Here is an 18,667-nt window from a genome sequence, read left to right as displayed (position 1 = left end):
AAATGGGGCTAAAGCCCCACGAGGCGCTTTTCCTCCCCGCGCTAAAGCGACGGGGATTCCAAGCTACCGAAAGTTTTACTTGAGCCGCTTCGGACGAGAAGCGGAGAAGAGCAACCAGGAAAATGGCACCGGTGGGATTTCCTGGTAGAGGAGCTATCCTGGGGGATAGGAGTCGCTATTTGGCCGCCCAATTTCCCGCTGCAAGAGCAAATGGGAAATCTTGTTGCCGTTTAAAGACCCTCTCAGTTGCCCATCCATTTCTGAAAAACAATGCTTTTCTGGCATTGGCCAATTTTCCGGTTAAATTTGTCTCGCGATGTGCTCTACAAAGATATCCTAATTATTTCTTGCAAATTTTTAAAGAAATGCTCCGAACTCCCCCTCGCTGCCATTGACCGTAGATTGACTAAGATTATAGCTAGGGGGGCTTGATTTTATCGGTAAAGAGCCTGGGAATTTGTTCAATTCCGTGTTATATTAAATGTCAGAGACATTCCTACAACTGCATAACCGAAAGTGGGTTCGAGGAGCGGGTTCCCAAAGAGCCGCGCACTTGCCCTAACTTCGCATAGCTTTGTAACGATTCTCTTAGGGAGAAACTTGTTCGGTCCCTCAGAGGAACTTCTCACCACCTCATCTAGGTAGCTTTGCTAGAGCAGCCAAACGACCTTGGCGAAGAGAATAATACAGTTCTGAGCTCGCCTCGGTTCGTCAGCTTTCCCATGGGGGTTTGGCTCAGCTTCTCCGCATCTGGGTCCCTACTTCGATTTTGCTTCGCTGTTTGTCCGCTCTTACATACAAAATCTAGCTGACTTATGACATATACACATATGCACCTCATGATCCCAGTCTTAGCCACTGCCTATCTACTTACCGTTTATTTGTTGCTGACCCTGGCTCGGCGTCGGAATACCAAAGATTCGTCTACGGTATAGGGCTTTTCGCAATTCTCCTAGCGAGAACGTCGCGCCACCTGCAACAGCTTGGCATAGCTTCCCGATCGCGGATTTTCCGAAAAGGGGAGCTATTTGTTTGGGCGACTGGTCAACTCGTGCCCAGAAGCTACATCAAGGGTACGGAATGGGAAGGATGATTCGTGGCTGCCGCGCCCATGTCCGGAAACTCTTGTGCCAGGGGAATTGCTTAAGAAAAATATTAAGTTTTATAAAAAAAGTACGTTTCGTAACATCAGATACAGAATATTTTTGATATATTATTCCTAGAGATAGAAAAAAACCATAAAATCTCAAGCAATACGGAGGATATTTACCATGTCTGCTGAAGAACGCTCTCGCGCTTTAATGACCCGTCACCATCACATGATTAAAAACCGCCAGCAATCTATGTTGCGTCGTACCACTGCTTCCATGGGCATGCCTATGGAGGAAGAAGAGCACTGGAATACCATCCAAGGCAAACCCTATGCAGACAGCTCCCGTGCTTACGATCGCAGCCGTTCGGCTATGAGCTAGGTAGGGCAATTGCAGCTATTGTCACCAAGCGATCGCTGCGTAGCTGTTCCAGGGAAACACGCAGAATTTTAGAATTTCGACTTCAGGTAGATTTGAGGGATAGCTCCCTAAGGGAGCTTCCCTTTTTTTTTAGATAGAAATGGCGAGCATGAGGTTTGCAAACAGACTCCTATATCATGCCCACCTGGGAAGCATCGTTCAATGACCCCCACTTACTTCGTGAGGTGGGGGAGTATTGCTTGGCCTGGTTTGCTGCTTGGGGTTGCTAATAGGAGCAACAATCGGCCCGTAGGTAGCAGGATGTAGAATAGCTAGCAAAATGGATGCTAGATTAGGTAGAGGAAGTAGCAGACCCACGGTCGAGCAACAAAAGTTCTCCTTTTGTCCGGTTGCAAAACCAAGTCTTTCTTGTCACCCTCTCAATCCATATCCAAATTTCCTTATAAAAGGTATCTTTAACAATAGCTCAGTAAAATTCCTAATTTGGGATGCGGGGACCATCCCATCCATCGGCACCAAAATGGTTCCTGCAACGCCAAAAACCCCGTAAAGTTCAGCATATCTCGCCAGCGCCTTTGAATGTGGAAATGGAAGCAGATCGATAGGTTTGGTCGTCGTCAAATTGGTATTTGGCTGACAGCACCTAGCATAGCTGCCGTCGTTATTGGTTTGCGTGCAACTGGATTGTTACAGTCTTGGGAGTGGGCTGCTTACGATCGCTACATGCACTGGCAACCCATCCCCAGCAACGTTCGGGAGACCTTGCCCGAAGACAATCGCAGTCGCGTAGCCATTGTGGGCATTGGCGAACAGGATATTCAGCGTTTGGGGCAATCCATTCTTTCCGATCGCACTTACGCCAAAGTATTGCGCCGGCTAAAAGAACAAAATCCCCGTGCCATTGGCTTGGATATTTACCGAGATGTCCCCGTTCCTCCCGGTCACGAAGAGCTGACCGAGGTTTTCCAAAACACAGACAATCTCATTGGCATTCAAAAAGTCGTTGGCGATCGCCAAACCGAAGCCGTCGCTCCACCGCCTATCTTAAAAGAAAAAGAACAAGTGGGTGCCAACGATTTAATTATCGATGCTGACGACCGAGTGCGTCGGGGGTTGCTATACTTACGCGACAGCGAAGGCAACATGGTGTACAGCTTTGCCCTCTACCTAGCCTTGATGTATCTCCAAGAAGATAACATTCAACCAGAACCCATCCAGGGGACCCAAAAGTGGCGGCTGGGCCAAGAAACCTTTCAACCCTTGCAACCCAACGACGGCGGTTACGTACGTGCCGATACCGGTGGCTATCAAATTTTAATCAAATACCGCGGTTCTACGGAATTTTTCGATACCGTTTCCCTCACCGATGTTTTGGAAGGTCGGATTCCTGACGATTGGGCAAGCGATCGCATTGTCTTAATCGGTCGCGTGGGCGAAAGCTTCCAAGACGCCTTTTTTACTCCCCTCAGCAGCGGTTTGCTGACTTTATCCGAACGTATGTCAGGAGTGGAAATCCACGCCAACCTAACCAGTCAGATCGTCAGTGCTGCCCTCGACGACCGTCCCCTCATCCAAACTTGGTCGGAACCGGTGGAGTGGCTGTGGATTCTGCTGTGGTCGGGAATTGGTGCAACCTTAGCTTGGACGGGGCGGCTGTCTCCGCAAAAACGTTGGATCTCCCTGGTGCGACTTGCCGGCAGCTTGCTGGCTGGGGGGAGTTTGCTGGTGGGTACCTATGTCGCTTTGGTAGGGGGGTGGTGGATTCCTGTGGTGCCACCTTTTCTGGCTTTGGTGGGTTCTGGTATCGCCATTACCGGATACATGGCTCATCAGGCGAAGGAAATCCGCAAAACCTTCGGACGCTATCTCAGCGATGAGGTGGTGGCCACCTTGCTAGAAGACCCAGAGAAAAGGAAACTGGGAGGACAACGCCGTCGGGTCACCATTTTAACCTCCGATTTGCGCGGGTTTACTATGCTTGCCGAACGTCTTTCGCCAGAGCAAGCCATCCAAGTCTTAAATCTTTATTTATCTTGCATGGCTGATGTTATTTCTGAGTATCAAGGCACCATTGATGAGTTTATGGGAGATGGCATCTTGGTGATGTTTGGGGCTCCTACCAGCCGCCACGACGATACCGAACGGGCGATCGCTTGTGCGTTACAAATGCAATTAGCCATGGAAAAAGTGAATACGCAAATGCAAGCTTGGGGGCTGCCCAGCTTGGAAATGGGCATTGGTATGAACACCGGCGAGGTGGTGGTGGGCAATATTGGTTCCGAAAAACGGACCAAATACGGCATTGTGGGCAGTCAGGTCAATTTGGCTTTTCGGATCGAATCCTATACAGTAGGCGGCCAGATTTTAATTTCCGAATCGACCTGGGAAGAAGTGGCAGATCGAGTGAAAGTACGGCGCATGGAAGAAGTTTATCTCAAAGGAGTACAAACCCCCGTTACTGTATATGAAGTTAATGCCATCCAAGGAAAATATAATACATCGTTACTCAAAGAACAAGAGAAGTTATATTGGATTCGCGAAGCCATTCCTTTACAGTATTCCATTTTAGATGGCAAGCATGTCAACAATACTTGTTATTGGGGTAGCTTGGTCAAACTATCAGTCAAGGAAGCAGAAATTGCGGTAGACAATGGCTTTCAAGCTTGCATTCCATCACCTTTAAAAAACATCAAAATTAATTTCTTTTTTGCTAATGATGGAGAAACCCCCAGATACGATGTCTATGCCAAAGTTTTAGCTTGTAACACCCAACTAGCCACCGAAGCGAACCATGCTTCTAGATTCCACGTTCGCTTTACTGCCAAACCCCAAGAAATTCATACCAAGTTAATGGCTTTATATCAATCTGTTCGGAAAGATTAACGAATGAAACTACTATTTTTAGGTTCTGGTTCGGCTTTTACCGTCGGCGACAATAATTTTCAAGCCAATTTACTATTAATCGACGATAGCAATAATAAGTTATTGCTCGATTGCGGCAGCGATATTCGTTGGTCGCTCCATGCCAACGGATACTCCTATCGCGAGATCACGGATATTTATATTAGCCATTTACACGCCGATCATGTGGGCGGTTTGGAATATATTGGCTTTAATACCAAGTTTGATTCCCAATGCATTCGCCCGCGACTGTATCTGAGCAAAGATTTGGCTGGTCAACTGTGGGAAAATACCCTATCCGGAGGCATGCGTGCCCTTCATGGAAACGTTGCCGATTTGCATACATTTTTTGATGTCTGCGAAGTTCCCCAGCAGGGATATTTTACCTGGTCGGATATTTGGTTTCAGTTGGTACGGGTCATCCATGTGGATACGGGATATTTTATTATGCCCAGTTACGGGTTGTTTTTCCAGATACGAGGAACCAAGATTTTTCTAACCACAGACACGCAATTGCATTTAGAATCTTTGGAAAAATTCTACGACCGAGCGGATATTATTTTTCACGACTGCGAAACTTCTCGCTCGCCTTCTCCTGTTCACGCCCACTATCGCCATTTACGAAAACTTCCTCAAAAATACAAGCAAAAAATGTGGCTGTACGGCTACCAGCCAGGACCGGTTCCCGATGCGAAGGCAGATGGGTTTTTGGGGTTTGTCAAACCGGGGCAGATATTTGACTTTCCCCTTGCCAGTAGGGATGCTGAAAGGTTGGTTTGGGAAAAAGATGGGGAGATGGGAGGATAATGGGTGTTTTTCCATCTCCCGTATTTTTATAGATATAAAGCGTTCGTATAGGAAATCCAGGTTTCTAAAGGTTGGAAGCCAACGGATTGATACAAGCTCATGGCTTTGGTGGAACTGTCAGCATCCACGCTTAGTTTTACGGCTTCGACGCCTTTGCTGTAGAGTTGCCGCATGGTGGCTAGCAGCATGGTTTTGCCCAAGCCACGGCGGCGGAAGTTGCGTCGGGTTCCCAACCACTTAATCCAGCCGACGTTTTCCCCCGTGCGAGCGTTTTCTTCTGGGTTAATATATCCGTATCCCAAAGCGGCGAAATCTCCTCGAGAGGAAACTGCAATCAGGTTGAGATCGGATTGGTTGTGGGGGTTAGAAAGCCAGCGTTGTAGGGTCGCTTCGTCGATGTCGTGGTGGTTCCAATGATCGCAAAAAGATTGGTTGAACAAATCCACCCAGGCTTTGATGTCGGCTTGGTTTTGGGATACGGAACGTAGGGTAAAGCCTTCCGGCATGGGTCGCGATTCTAGGGTATTGGGGGTGTCGTGTTTCATGGTTACGAAGGCCCGATCGCGATGGAAGCCGTGGCGTTCTACCCAAGCTTGGCGGCTGAGGGTATCGTCACGAACGTCAGTATGCAAAACTGCGGGCAGTTGCTGTTCGCGACCCAACCACCGCATGCGACGTTCTGCCCAATCGATGATTTCCGATTCCAAGCCATCGCCACTTACTTGTGGGTGGGTAAAGAAAATCAACCAGCCATCAACGGTTTCTGGGGTATGAAAAACCAGCAGTTGTCCGAATCCTACGAGGTTGCCGTTGGCGTCTTCCCACAAGCGAATGTTGCGAGAGTTGTCCGATTCGGGTTCTGCGAGCATGGCTGGCAGTTCGCAGACGGAGGTGTCTCCGTCGAGATATCCGGTGGGGTTGGAAACTTCTACTAAATTGGTAATTTTACTTAAATCTTTGGCACCTAAATACGGGCGCGTCATTATCGTAGCCATAAAGATCGCACTCCCACTTTCGGAAGTGTTCCTCCTAAAATCTCAGCAAACTTGAATCTTCGACAGCTTGCGGTTGGCATGGAAAGTTTGCCGAACCACATCGGTTGGTGGAATTTACAGAAGCGATCGCTTTCTAACGGTAAGCAAACGATCGCGTTATGTCAATCCCGAGCAACCAAACAGGAAAATCTGGCTTTCCGGTGCAATTAAAAGTTTCCCAATGGGTTGTTCGAGTTTTTTTTTACTGGAAATCTGTTCCTGCCCTGGCATCTCTCAGGGCACGACCAAGCTGCGATGACAAAATTTCGGAACGGTCATAATTCTTGGTTTGCTATTGGTTTAATATGACTCCGGTCTCAAACTGGTACGGCCATTCCCGCCAAGCGATCGCGCTGCTGGCAACCTACGACACCGAAGTCCAGATGGGGTCGGCGACTCTCTGCATAGAAACGTATCCTGTAGGTTTCCCCCGACGGGGAAATCGCTCCTGCATACAAATGGGAATGAATGTTTGGCGACCGTTACTAGATTGTGTGGAAAAGCTTTGCTACGTCCAGGTGATAAAATTCACCCCCAATTAAGCGGTAGTATCTCTTTGACGCTCTCACGAATAGAATTTGTGAGATTCTCGCTTCGTTGGGTGTGCCTAGATGGACTCGCGAAAAGAGCTAGCCCATCCCCGGCGAACAGGGACCCTCAGCGAGCGTTTTCCGCCCTGCGGTGGACGTACTTTAATGCAAGTGTAGCACATTTTGACGGCGGCGGGGCCGCACGGGTTGCTTTTCATCCCTGCTGGGAAAGAGGCAGGGCCTTCAAGCGCCCATTTTTTTTTTCGTAACTGCTTGAAGTTTCCGTGTATGCGTACCTTGTTTCCCTATCCCAATCCATTGTACCAGAATCCACACCAAAGATCCGTAGCTCCAAGGATTGGTGGAATACATCCGGGTCAAACCAGGTCGCTGTTGTGTATCAATAATGGTAGTGTAGCAAAGGAATGTCTGCTTAGCTGTTTGTTTAGCAAAATTTTCAAATTTTGGGTTTTCCCGGTTGGGGGCCTAAAAAAAACCTCCGAGAAACCAACAGCTGGTTGCTTCTCGAAGGTTGTGCGATCGCAGGATTGCCAAGATAGGGATCCCCTCTAGAGATTAAAAGCGATCGCGATAGCCACCGCGGTTGTTGCGGCGACCGCCACCAAAGTTGGATTTGCGTTCTTCTCTTGGGCGGGCTTTGTTCACCCGCAGCTGCCTGCCCATCCACTCTGCTTCGTTGAGGGCTTCAATGGCCTTGTCTTCGGCGTCCACTTCCCACATTTCCACAAAAGCGAATCCCCGCGGACGGCCGCTTTCCCGATCGACGGGAATGGAAATATTTTTAATCCTGCCATAATCGGAAAAGACGGATTCCAGGTCAGCTTCGGTTGCCTGGTAAGATAAATTGCCAATGTAAATCGTCAAAGTTCTAGCCTCTTGCAAATACAAAAAATACGAAGAAATTTCTCTGTAGCTAGGGAAGTAGGTTGAGTACCTTCTTTCAAACCGCGCCGTTACCCGGAATGAACTTCCGTCTTTTCCTCAATGGAAACTTAGAACCTTTGCACCAGCGTTGTTGCGAAGAAATTCTTCCTAAATCGCCATAGCTATTGAGCCTATAGTTTTACATTAAAGCCTCCCAGACGCAAAGCTGTCAAGTCTCAAAGCGCAATCTTGCTACTAGGATTGTTCGATTTGGCGTACGGCAGTGAGGGCAGAATAGCTGACACCAGCGGTTCCTTCGCCGGGATGGGTAGAATCGCCCACCAGCCACAGGTCGGCTATGGGGGTTCTGGTTGCCAGAGCAAACGGACCGAAGGTGGATACCCGCTGCCCCACCCCACCGACCATGCCGTCTTCGCGGGCGGTAAAGCGTTGGAAGGTACGCGGGGTGGCTGCTTCTACGTGAACGACGGTCTCTTGATTGAGATGGAAATAGCGTTGCAAACGGGCGATCGCATCTTCGGTGTAGCGTTGTTTCAGTTGGCGGTACTCCTTGCATCGACGCCAGTTACGTACGTCGGTAAACGAAGAAGCGGTAATGGTGGCTTGACCCGTGGGGGCGCGACCGTCGCCTGGGTGGCTGACCGAGACGAACAGGGAATTGTTTTCCGCTACTTCCCGGTTGCCGTCATCCAAAAATTGCAAGTGGGAAGGGCAACCGGGGGGAATGGCGTCTTGGGTAACTCCCAGATAAACCACAAAAGCGCCAGAAGCCAGGGGCAACTTATCGATGCGTCGTCGGTAGCCGGCAGGGGCTTGTTCTCCCAATAGTTTGACCAAATTGGGGGCGGTAACGTTGGCGACGATGTGTTGGGCTTCGATTCGGTGGGTTTGGCCGGTTTTTTGATGGCATACGGTAACGGCAGTGGCTTTTTTTTGGTTTAGATGAATGCGTTCTGCAGTATGGCGCATGTAAAGCTGGCCGCCGTAGCGTTTCAAAGCGGTTACCAAGCGATCGCTGAGGGTTTGCATGCTACCGTGGAGGTGATACAGGCCGTAGGGTTCTTGGGACAATCCCAAAGCTGTAGCGGCGTACAGCAAAGCCGTTTCTTCGCTGTCTACCTGGGAATACAGTTTCAACTGCATATCTAAAAACGTTTTTAACCGGCGATCGCTTGCCAAACCGTATCCCCGCAACGCATCGGCGACGGAAAGAAACGTATAGGGCAAGGCGATCGAGGTTCGGGGTCGTATAGCTTGCAGCAGCTGCCACAAATCCCATCCATTGCGCGGCGGCAAAACCGGGTCGCGTCTTTGAAAGTCCAAACTGGCATCAAACAGGGTTTGGATGAGTTTCCAGAAGGGTTCGCTGCCGGGGAATTGTCTTTGGCGTTCCGCCTGCCATTGGGACCGTTGCCGCCACACGTTGATGGGTTGGCTTTCCTGGGGCAAGTAAACGCTGCAAGCGGGGTCGATGGGGGTGGCTGGGGGCAGTTCGGTTTCTAGTTCCGAGAAAATGCGGTGGTGGATGCCTCCTGGTTCCAAGCCGGCGACTTGAGTGGCCCCAACGTCAAAGGTGAACCCCCGACGCTTGAAGGTGGAGGCGCATCCTCCCGGTACGAAGGCTTGGTCGAAAACCAGAACGCGATACCCCCGTTTGGCTAGCAAGGCAGCTGCGGTCAAACCACCGATGCCAGCACCGATAACGACAATTTGAGTTTGGGTGGGATGGGTAAGAACAGTCACGGTCGGAAAATTTTTACATTTCTTAATATATTAATTTTATGGTAACGCGATGGCGCGATCGGTGGCAATGCTTGTCATATCGGGATTTTTGGCCGCCATCGTTCTCAAAAAGAGCTACTGACAGTTTTGGCGGTCGTGGGCCAAAATAAAAGCAACCCAATCCCAGATTGGCTAGAGAAAAAATATCAAACAAAAGGGGCATCCTGGCACTGGGAGAAAACGCTCTGTTTTTTAGGAAATTCCTAGAAAAAATATCCAGCAATGGCGATCCTAAAGAATTGCTAAAGATATGTTTCTCATTAGTTTTTTTTTAGGTTTGCGATCGCCCTTCCCGCATACCCAAGCATCAAACAGCCATATAATTAAGCGAATCCATCAATCCCCCTATTTTTTCGGTTTCATTATGATTTGGCACTCTCTAGGTGAAGGGATTTTCCGGGCAACTTGCTTGCCAGATTGGTATCAAAAGTCTTGGTGGGCTTTCACCGCCATCGGTAGTATTCTCCTGGCAACCACTGCCCAGGCAGGAGAACTAGACGCAGACAACAATTTAGAATTTCAACTCCAATTACAAACGGACGATTGGCAGCCAACACTGCAACTGGACTATCGCCGTGGCAATACCAATTACGGTAGCAATATTCACATTAACGATCGCGGCAATTTAAATTTTGGTTTTGATATTGAAAGGGTGCAAGAAAATATTCGCTACGGCGGGAAAATTGGTATTGATGTAGAAGGCAATTGGCAGGTAAAAACCAAATTTGGCGAAGAAGCAGAAGAACTTGCTTACGAAACTGTTTTATTGCTAGAAACGGGCGAAAATACGGCGGGATTTTTAAATTTAAACAACCTACAATGGAGTTTTGATGTAGAAAGTACTTGGCGCGGCGAAAACCACGAGTTTATCTGGAATAGCAGCCTCAACCATCAAGGGCAAGTAGACGGCAGTTGGGAAGCAGAATACAGCGACGAAACCGCGCGTTTTAGCGGTACGTTAAATGGCGATCGCTTTCAAGGAACTTGGGAAAGTGTGGAAGAAAACCGGGAATACAGCGGTGAATTGGTTGTGGATTTTGGCGATAGTTGGAAGTTACAAACCAACTTAGAAGGAACGGAGGATAATCTTAGCTACAGCGGCAGTTTTATCCTCAGCAGCGGTAGCGATCGCCAGGTGGCTTGGCAGCTAAGCTGGGAAGGAGAATATCAAGAAGTTCACGGAGAAGCAGAAGATAGAAATACGCGCTTGCACTGGACCACAGATTTGGGCAATGCCGCTGGATTTACCAGCGAATTTTTAGCAGAATATACGGCTCCCTACTCTAGTATAGAAGGAAGTTTTCACTTGCACAGTGCCGATTGGAAAATGAAGGGAAAAACGCAATTGGTTCGGGAAGAAAATACGACCGTTCGTTTAGGAGGAGAAGTAGGCAGCCAGCGGGGATACCAACTCCAAGCCAGAGGTTTGCGGGAAGATAGCAGAAACAAACTGGAAAGTACCATCCAACTAACCAACGGAGAGTGGGCAATTGAAAAACAAATTACCTACGCGGATCAAGATACCAACATTGATTTTCTTGCCAATTTAGAAGCAGCGGGTTCTTGGGAAGTGAAACTGGAACGGGAAGCCGATAAAGAATATCCCGATTTTCCGGGTACTTTTGCTTACGAAGCCAGTCAAGAAGCTGGCAACCAACAGGGGTTTACCATGGATACGGATTGGGAAATTCCGGCAGCTATGGGTCATTTTTCTCCCCTTTCTCCTAGCATTTCCAGCGAATAACAACAAGAACTTCTCCTTGGCAAAAAGAGTGATGGTATGGAGAGATACAGGGAGATGGCTGGCGAAAATGCATTTTTCACGGCCCTAAAGACTGGAGAAATTTTGCTATTTTGGATGGGAAAACAATTGCTACCACCAGGAAATTTGTTTATGGCGATCGCAAGCATCAATCCCACCACCGGCGAAACTCTGCAAACCTTTACCCCCCACAGCGATGCCGACATTGAAGACAAGCTAGCCGCGGCGCAAACGGCTTTTGAACGGTATCGTCGCACATCACTCGATCGACGCGCCCAGTGGATGCGTGCTGCTGCCGATCTGTTAGAGTCAGATAGTGGCAAATTTGCCCGTCTCATGGCTTTGGAAATGGGCAAACCCATCCAAGCTGCCGTGGGGGAAATTAAAAAATGTGCTTGGGTGTGTCGCTACTATGCAGATGAAGCCCCCAATTTTCTCACGGATGTATCCATCGATACAGACGCCCGTCACAGTTTTGTGCGCTACCAGCCTTTGGGGGCAATTTTGGCAGTGATGCCGTGGAATTTTCCTTTTTGGCAGGTGTTTCGATTTGCTGCCCCTGCCCTGATGGCGGGCAATGTGGCGGTTCTCAAACATGCTTCCAACGTTCCCCAGTGCGCGGTCACAATTGAGAAAATTTTTCAAGAAGTGGGCATGCCGGCAGGGGTCTTTCAAACCTTACTCGTAGAAAGCGATCGCGTGGAAAAAATCGTTGCCGACTCCCGCATTCAAGCGGCAACCCTCACCGGTAGCGAAGCCGCCGGCAGCAGTTTGGCAGCCACCGCTGGCAAGCATATCAAAAAGACGGTTTTGGAGTTAGGGGGTAGCGACCCCTTTATTATCATGTCCAGCGCTGATTTAGACAAGGCGATCGAGACCGGAATTCAAGCTAGAATGCTCAATAACGGGCAATCCTGCATTGCTGCCAAACGGTTTTTGGTAGCCGATGCCTGCGCCGATGAATTTCAACAAAAATTCCTGGAAAAATTTCAGACCATACAAATGGGCGATCCCCTGCTCGAAGATACGCAACTCGGTCCGCTTGCCACGCCGCAAATTCTCCAAGATTTGCACTGGCAAGTCCGAGAATCGGTGGAAAAAGGAGCCAAAATTTTATGCGGTGGCAGCCCCCCAAATGACAGCCAAGGCAATTTTTACCCGCCTACTATTTTAACCGATATTCCGATAGATAGTCCCGCCTATCGAGAAGAATTTTTCGGGCCGGTGGCTTTGTTTTTCCGCATACCGGATATCGACACCGCGATCGCAGTGGCAAACAGCAGTCCTTACGGTTTGGGGGCAAGCGTTTGGACCCAAGAAGAAACGGAAATCGAACGCTTTATTAACGAATTATCAAGCGGGTCCGTTTTTGTCAATGGCATGGTGAAATCCGACCCGAGATTGCCTTTTGGCGGTGTCAAACTTTCTGGATACGGCAGGGAGTTGGGCAGGGAAGGCATTTGGGAATTTGTTAATATAAAAACTGTCTGGATAGGCGAGTAAATACCCAGAATAGATTGCTAACTGTTTGAACGAAAACACAGGAGAGTTCAATCGTGAATACTGCCGAACTTTTAATTCAATGCCTAGAAAACGAAGGAGTGCAATATGTTTTTGGACTCCCCGGAGAAGAAAACCTGCACATTCTAGAAGCCATTAGAAAATCTCGGATTCAATTTGTTACCACCCGCCACGAACAAGGGGCAGCCTTTATGGCAGATGTATACGGTAGGCTAACAGGAAAAGCCGGGGTTTGTTTGTCCACATTAGGTCCTGGCGCGACCAATTTAATGACCGGCGTTGCCGATGCGAATTTAGATGGGGCACCCTTGGTAGCCATTACCGGTCAAGTGGGAACCGATCGCATGCATATTGAATCCCATCAATATTTGGATTTGGTGGCTATGTTTGCCACAGTTACCAAATGGAATGTGCGATTGGTTCGTCCTAGTATTGTGACAGAAGTGGTCCGCAAAGGATTTAAAATTGCCCAAAAAGAAAAACCCGGTGCCGTACACATCGATTTGCCAGAAAATATCGCCGCCATGGAAGCTAAGGGCAAACCGTTAAAACGGGATAAAAAAGAGAAAAATTATGCTTCCTACGAAAGTTTAAACGAAGCAGCAGCAGCAATTTCCCATGCTAAAAATCCTTTAATTTTAGTGGGCAATGGTGCTATTCGCAGCGATGCCAGTTCTGCCGTGACCGAACTAGCAACGCGGTTGAATATTCCGGTGGCAAATACCTTTATGGGGAAAGGCGCTATTCCCTATACTCATCCTTTGGCTTTGTGGTCGGTGGGATTACAAGATAGGGATTATATTAGTTGCGGTTTTGACCGTACGGATTTGGTAATTGCGATTGGCTACGATTTGATTGAATACGGTCCCAAAAAATGGAATCCCGACGGTACAATTCCTATCGTTCATATTGGCGCGACTCCGGCAGAAATTGACAGCAGTTATATTCCTACGGTAGAAGTTGTGGGAGATATTTCCGATTCTTTGACGGAAATTTTGCGCCGCTGCGATCGCCAAGGGAAACCAGACCCCTATGCAATTGGTTTGCGTTCGGAAATTCGTTCCGATTACGAAGAATATATTAACGATGAAAGTTTTCCCATCAAACCACAAAAATTAATTTACGATTTGCGTCAAGTTATGGGACCGGATGATATTACCATTTCCGATGTGGGGGCGCATAAAATGTGGATCGCGCGTCACTACCATTGCGATCGCCCCAATACTTGTTTGATTTCCAATGGATTTGCGGCGATGGGATTTTCTATTCCTGGCGCGATCGCGGCCAAATTGGTATATCCAGAACGCAAGGTAGTAGCGGCAACGGGAGATGGCGGTTTTATGATGAACTGTCAGGAATTAGAGACGGCTTTGCGCATGGGAACGCCTTTTGTTACTTTAATTTTTAACGATGGTGGCTATGGCTTGATTGAGTGGAAGCAAAAACATCAATTTGGCGATGCTTCCTTCGTTCATTTTGGCAATCCCGATTTTGTGAAGATGGCAGAAAGTATGGGATTGAAAGGCTATCGTATTGAGAAAACTAGCGATTTGGTTCCCATATTAGAAGAGGCGTTGGTTCAAGAAGTTCCGGCAGTAATTGATTGCCCCATTGACTATCGGGAAAATTTATTTTTAAGCGAAAAAGCTCAAAATATTCACTGTCAAACTTGAAATTGATGTACAATAAGACTATGGGTGGGCAGTACCCACCCGACAAATTCTGAAGGGATAAGCTTTTTCGTTTTTATGCAAATTGCCACTTGGAATGTGAACTCAATTCGCACGCGCAAAGAACAAGTTTTGCAGTGGTTGCAATCCCATCCTGTGGATATTCTATGCTTGCAGGAAACCAAAGTTACCGACGATTTGTTTCCGCGATCGCCTTTTGAAGAGCTAGGATATTATGTATACGTTTCCGGACAAAAAAGCTACAACGGCGTAGCCATTTTGAGTCGTTCGCCGCTGGAGAATGTAGCTACGGGGTTTGCCAATTTTTTAGGAGAATCGGTTGCCGAGTTTGACCGTCAAAAACGATTTTTAACCGGAACCCTAGACAACATGCGCATTGTGAATTTATACGTTCCCAACGGCGGCGAAATTGATAGCGAGAAATACGACTATAAACTCAAATGGCTGGCGGTTTTGTACGATACTTTACAAAAATGGCTGCAGGCGGAAAGCAATATTTTGGTTTGCGGGGATTTTAATATTGTATTGGAAGCGAGAGACGTACACGACCCGGATGTGATTGGCAAGCGAATTATGGCCTCGGATGCGGAACGAAAAGCATTGCAGCAATTGCTAGATTTGGGGATGGCAGATGCGTTTCGTAAATTTACCAGCGAGGGAGGTCATTACAGTTGGTGGGATTATCGTGGTGGCAGTTTTCGCCGCAACCGGGGATGGCGGATTGACCACCACTACCTCACCCCCAGTTTGCACGAACGGGCAACGGCTTGTTCCATCGATATCGAACCCAGGCGGCAGGAGAAACCTAGCGATCACGTTCCAGTAACTGTGGAAATTTCCTAGCAAAACACCTACAATGAAAGCGAATATGAGGAATCGTTTCTCTATTTTGACAGATATATGTTTTTAGTGACTGGAGCTACTGGAGGACTGGGTCGTCGGATTGTCCGCCAACTACGCGATCGCGAGTTACCCGTAAGAGCTTTCGTACGCCTCACTTCCAACTATAGCGAATTGGAACAACGCGGCGCTGAAATTTTTATCGGCGATTTAACCCGAGAACGGGACTTGCAAAGGGCCTGCCGCGGGGTAAAATATATTATCAGTGCCCACGGTTCCAACGAAGCCAGCGGCGGCGCAGCGGAATTGGACTATCGCGCCAACATAGACCTGATTGATTTTGCTAAGGAAGCATCGGTGGAACATTTTGTTTTTATATCGGTTTTAGGCGCGGACCGCAACTTTGAAGACTCGCCAGTTTTCAAAGCCAAGCGGGAAGTGGAAAAATACCTACAAGCCAGCGGTTTGCCATATACCATTTTGCGACCTTCTGGTTTTGCTTCCAATTTACTTCCTTTAGCAGAAAGACAAAGGGATACTGGCTTTTATTTGCTACTGGGAGACCCCAAAAATCGCACTTCCACGGTGAGTACCGATGATGTGGCGAAAATCGCCATTGATTCGGTGATGGTGGAAGCTGCCAAAAATCAAATTTTCCCCGTGGGGGGTCCAGAAATTATGACGCGCGAAGAAACGCCGCAAATTTTTGGTCGGGTTTTCCAGCAGGAACCAATTGTGGTCACCGTTCCCTTGTTTGTTTTTGATGGAATTCGCGATGCGTTTGGCATTGTCAATCCCGACTTGCAGAAATCTTTGGGAACCCTGCGCGTATTGCTGGCGAATGAATTTTACTGTACCCAGGAAGAAATAGAAACTTTAGAGTCTACTTTTAACATGAAGATGGAGTCTTTGGAGTCCTTTGTTCGTCGGTATCTAGGCAGTTAGAGGTGTAGAGAACATTTTGCTGCAGAAGCTACGCGAGTCTATCCCGCAGGTATTGGCGGGGTCTTTTTCTCCCGCTTGGTGGGGATGGGTTTTGGTTGGCGGGTTGGCTATGGGTCTGACGCCATCCCCGTTTGACTGGTGGTGGTTGGGATGGGTGGCGTTGGTTCCTTTGTGGCTGGCAATTCGCTATGAAAGCTGGCTGGTTGAGAAAAATTATCGTTTGGGTGGCTGGCGTTTTTGGCTGCGTTGCGGTTGGCTGGGGGGAATTTGGGGAGTTGGGTTTTACGGAATTGCTTTATTTTGGATAACGGGGGTTCATCCTCTGACCTGGATGGGGGTTCCCTTTTTTCCTAGTTTGGCGATCGCGATTTTTTGTTGGGTTAGCATTACCCTATGGGGAACGATTTTAGCAGTTCTTTGGGCAGGATGGCTGGCGGTGGGAGAAAGCGTTTTGAGAAGAATATTGCTACGCCAGAAATCCACCATCGCCGCTACGGTTTGGCGGGTTTTGCTGGCGGTGGCTTTGTGGGTGAGTTTGGAACATCTTTGGTCGCAGTCTCCTTTATGGTGGAGTTCCCTGGGATACAGCCAAAGTCCTCACAATTTGCCGATTTTGCATTTGGGACAAATTTCCGGTCCTACTATGGTAACGGCCGCGATCGCGACGGTCAATGGATTGCTAGCGGAAGGGATTTGGGAATTTCGCTGGGGAATTGCCAATGTACCGCCAAAACAACGTTATATTTTGATTGTAGCCCCCGCGATCGCACTTTTGGGATTTCACCTGCTGGGATGGCGTTTGTATGTCACTCCCCTCGTCAATACCAACGGCGAAGCTATACAAGTTGGTATCGTTCAAGGGAACATTCCCAACGAAATTAAATTAAATTCCCAGGGAGGCAGGCTGGCTTTACAAGGCTATACTAATGGATACCACCGGTTGGTCAAACAAGGGGTGGATGCGGTTTTAACGCCAGAAACGGCACTACCTTTGATATGGACCCATTCTAATCGCCAGAACAGTTCCTTTCAACAAGCAGTAAAAGCAGAAAAGGTGGTGGCGTGGTTGGGAACGTTTTTCCCGAAACCTTCCGGCTATAGCAATAGTTTGCTGACGCTAACCGGCGATGGGGAAATTTACAGCCACTACGATAAAGTGAATTTGGTTCCTTTGGGAGAATATATTCCCCTGGAAAATTGGTTGGGAGAATTCATTTCTCGCCTGTCGCCTTTAGAAGCCAAATTAAAACCGGGTTCGCCGCAGCAAATTTTCCATACTCCCTTCGGCAAAGCGATTGTGGGAATTTGTTACGACTCAGCGTTTTCCGAACATTTTCGCCGGCAAACTGCAAATGGGGGCAAATTTATTTTAACAGCTTCCAACGACGCTCACTACGCACCTTCCATGCCGGCACAACACCACGGTTTGGATGTGATGAGAGCAATCGAAAGCGATCGCTGGATGGTACGCGCTACCAATACTGGTTATTCTGCTTTTGTGGACCCCCACGGCAGAACCTTATGGATTTCACCATTGAACCAGTACGCTTGGCACTATGATACCATTTATACGCGCCAAACGCAAACTTGGTACGTCCGCTGGGGAAATTGGCTGTTGCCTGTCTGGTGGCTTTTGCTGTTGGGAACGACTACATACATTCTTTCCGAATCGCCACGATATTTTGAAACCTAAAAATTTCGCAAAGCAAAGGTTCGTAGGGTTCTAGGGAAACCAGACCGCCATTAGGTAATATCCGAAACAAGCAATAGCCTTTTAAGAGATTTTGGAAATCTTGGAAAAATACGCGCGTGAAGACATTCATGGAGTTAAACTCAAATTGAATCATATCGATCGCTCTGTTACGGATAGCTTCCTGACAGCCTAAGAGAACTTTAAATTCATACCCTTCGGTGTCAATTTCCATGAGGTTAATTTGGGTGATATTGCACTCTTGAATAAAGCGATCGATGGTAGTGCTTTGAATTTCCCAAGATTGTACGTTGGGTTTGTGGTGGATTTTGTCGATCGCGCCTTCACATAAAGAAGCCAATTCCGAACCTTCCTCAGAATAATCGTAGAGATTGAGGTTGCCTTCCACGTCGCTACAAGCTACATTTTTAGCTGTGTAAGCATATTCGGCGGCGGCTGTTTGTAGATGCTGAAATGTTTTGGGATGCGGTTCAAATGCGTAGACGGTAGCATGGGGATAGAGCTTTTTTAAGCGATTGGCATATTCTCCCATATGGGCACCAATATCCAGGAAAACTGGATATTCGCTTTGGGAGACAATCTTTTGAACCCATTTGCTTTTTAAAAAGGCTGCTTCGCCGCTAACTTTGATGTTTTCATAGTTATGAACGCCCAGACTTCGCAATACAAAAAATAAAGCGGTTGTATTCAACTTGTAAAAAATTGGTCTGCCTAGCAAAAATCTGTGGGTGTTTTTTACAAGTCCTTTAACAGAAGTTGTTGGAA

At 47.9% G+C, this 18,667-nt stretch carries 14 protein-coding genes; 10 read left to right on the top strand and 4 right to left on the bottom strand.

Annotation, left to right across the window (positions count from 1 at the left end):
• Window positions 1-1,271 precede the first annotated feature (1,271 nt).
• The 3 genes from AS151_RS10480 (at window position 1,272) to AS151_RS10470 (ending at window position 5,180) form a co-directional block, all read left to right on the top strand.
• On the top strand, window positions 1,272-1,472 hold the full coding sequence (locus AS151_RS10480) for a hypothetical protein (RefSeq protein WP_071517000.1): 201 nt from the start codon (window positions 1,272-1,274) through the stop codon (window positions 1,470-1,472).
• Window positions 1,473-2,051: 579 nt separating this feature from the next.
• On the top strand, window positions 2,052-4,355 hold the full coding sequence (locus AS151_RS10475; protein WP_071516999.1) for an adenylate/guanylate cyclase domain-containing protein: 2,304 nt from the start codon (window positions 2,052-2,054) through the stop codon (window positions 4,353-4,355).
• Window positions 4,356-4,358: 3 nt separating this feature from the next.
• Window positions 4,359-5,180 carry an MBL fold metallo-hydrolase gene (locus AS151_RS10470; RefSeq protein ID WP_071516998.1) on the top strand — a complete coding sequence of 274 codons (822 nt, stop codon included), beginning with the start codon at window positions 4,359-4,361 and terminating at the stop codon, window positions 5,178-5,180.
• A gap of 26 nt (window positions 5,181-5,206) precedes the next feature.
• Here AS151_RS10470 and AS151_RS10465 read toward each other — a convergent pair whose 3' ends face one another.
• Window positions 5,207-6,175, bottom strand: coding sequence for a GNAT family N-acetyltransferase (locus tag AS151_RS10465; RefSeq protein WP_071516997.1), 969 nt, complete (start codon window positions 6,173-6,175; stop codon window positions 5,207-5,209).
• Between the two features lie 344 nt (window positions 6,176-6,519).
• Between AS151_RS10465 and AS151_RS21515 the strand changes: the two genes are divergently transcribed.
• Complete coding sequence (locus AS151_RS21515) at window positions 6,520-6,756, top strand: hypothetical protein (protein ID WP_139240609.1); 237 nt, start codon at window positions 6,520-6,522, stop codon at window positions 6,754-6,756.
• 564 nt (window positions 6,757-7,320) lie between these two features.
• On the opposite strand, the gene AS151_RS10460 is transcribed toward AS151_RS21515, so the two are convergent.
• Together AS151_RS10460 and crtD are read right to left on the bottom strand one after the other, a co-directional pair.
• Window positions 7,321-7,629, bottom strand: coding sequence for an RNA-binding protein (locus tag AS151_RS10460; protein ID WP_071517006.1), 309 nt, complete (start codon window positions 7,627-7,629; stop codon window positions 7,321-7,323).
• Between the two features lie 255 nt (window positions 7,630-7,884).
• Window positions 7,885-9,393 (bottom strand): C-3',4' desaturase CrtD, encoded by a 1,509-nt coding sequence (gene crtD / locus AS151_RS10455; RefSeq protein WP_071516996.1) that lies wholly within the window; start codon window positions 9,391-9,393, stop codon window positions 7,885-7,887.
• Window positions 9,394-9,796: 403 nt separating this feature from the next.
• Between crtD and AS151_RS10450 the strand changes: the two genes are divergently transcribed.
• From AS151_RS10450 to lnt, 6 genes are all read left to right on the top strand, one after another.
• Window positions 9,797-11,176 carry a hypothetical protein gene (locus AS151_RS10450; protein ID WP_139240608.1) on the top strand — a complete coding sequence of 460 codons (1,380 nt, stop codon included), beginning with the start codon at window positions 9,797-9,799 and terminating at the stop codon, window positions 11,174-11,176.
• Window positions 11,177-11,326: 150 nt separating this feature from the next.
• Window positions 11,327-12,697, top strand: coding sequence for an NAD-dependent succinate-semialdehyde dehydrogenase (locus tag AS151_RS10445; RefSeq protein ID WP_071517005.1), 1,371 nt, complete (start codon window positions 11,327-11,329; stop codon window positions 12,695-12,697).
• A gap of 53 nt (window positions 12,698-12,750) precedes the next feature.
• Window positions 12,751-14,388 carry an acetolactate synthase large subunit gene (locus AS151_RS10440; protein ID WP_071516994.1) on the top strand — a complete coding sequence of 546 codons (1,638 nt, stop codon included), beginning with the start codon at window positions 12,751-12,753 and terminating at the stop codon, window positions 14,386-14,388.
• Window positions 14,389-14,463: 75 nt separating this feature from the next.
• Window positions 14,464-15,249 (top strand): exodeoxyribonuclease III, encoded by a 786-nt coding sequence (gene xth, locus AS151_RS10435; protein WP_071516993.1) that lies wholly within the window; start codon window positions 14,464-14,466, stop codon window positions 15,247-15,249.
• Window positions 15,250-15,306: 57 nt separating this feature from the next.
• A complete protein-coding gene (locus AS151_RS10430) occupies window positions 15,307-16,191 on the top strand; it encodes an SDR family oxidoreductase (RefSeq protein ID WP_071516992.1) in 885 nt (294 codons plus the stop codon).
• Window positions 16,192-16,207: 16 nt separating this feature from the next.
• Window positions 16,208-17,884 carry an apolipoprotein N-acyltransferase gene (gene lnt / locus AS151_RS10425; RefSeq protein WP_244532970.1) on the top strand — a complete coding sequence of 559 codons (1,677 nt, stop codon included), beginning with the start codon at window positions 16,208-16,210 and terminating at the stop codon, window positions 17,882-17,884.
• Here the strand turns inward: lnt and AS151_RS10420 are convergent.
• Window positions 17,841-18,593: an FkbM family methyltransferase gene (locus AS151_RS10420; protein WP_170861367.1), complete on the bottom strand. Its 753-nt coding sequence runs from the start codon at window positions 18,591-18,593 to the stop codon at window positions 17,841-17,843. The genes lnt and AS151_RS10420 overlap by 44 nt on opposite strands.
• Between the last annotated feature and the right edge of the window lie 74 nt (window positions 18,594-18,667).

This window comes from Geitlerinema sp. PCC 9228 (assembly GCF_001870905.1).
Lineage (GTDB): Bacteria > Cyanobacteriota > Cyanobacteriia > Cyanobacteriales > PCC-9228 > PCC-9228.
This window is presented reverse-complemented; position numbering and strand designations above follow the sequence as displayed.

Coding starts and splice junctions, on each gene's coding strand:
- AS151_RS21515 (WP_139240609.1), top strand. CDS start 6,520: ATGACTCCGGTCTCAAACTGGTACGGCCATTCCCGCCAAGCGATCGCG.
- AS151_RS10445 (WP_071517005.1), top strand. CDS start 11,327: ATGGCGATCGCAAGCATCAATCCCACCACCGGCGAAACTCTGCAAACC.
- AS151_RS10465 (WP_071516997.1), bottom strand. CDS start 6,175: ATGGCTACGATAATGACGCGCCCGTATTTAGGTGCCAAAGATTTAAGT.
- AS151_RS10470 (WP_071516998.1), top strand. CDS start 4,359: ATGAAACTACTATTTTTAGGTTCTGGTTCGGCTTTTACCGTCGGCGAC.
- AS151_RS10430 (WP_071516992.1), top strand. CDS start 15,307: ATGTTTTTAGTGACTGGAGCTACTGGAGGACTGGGTCGTCGGATTGTC.
- xth (WP_071516993.1), top strand. CDS start 14,464: ATGCAAATTGCCACTTGGAATGTGAACTCAATTCGCACGCGCAAAGAA.
- AS151_RS10450 (WP_139240608.1), top strand. CDS start 9,797: ATGATTTGGCACTCTCTAGGTGAAGGGATTTTCCGGGCAACTTGCTTG.
- AS151_RS10475 (WP_071516999.1), top strand. CDS start 2,052: ATGTGGAAATGGAAGCAGATCGATAGGTTTGGTCGTCGTCAAATTGGT.
- AS151_RS10480 (WP_071517000.1), top strand. CDS start 1,272: ATGTCTGCTGAAGAACGCTCTCGCGCTTTAATGACCCGTCACCATCAC.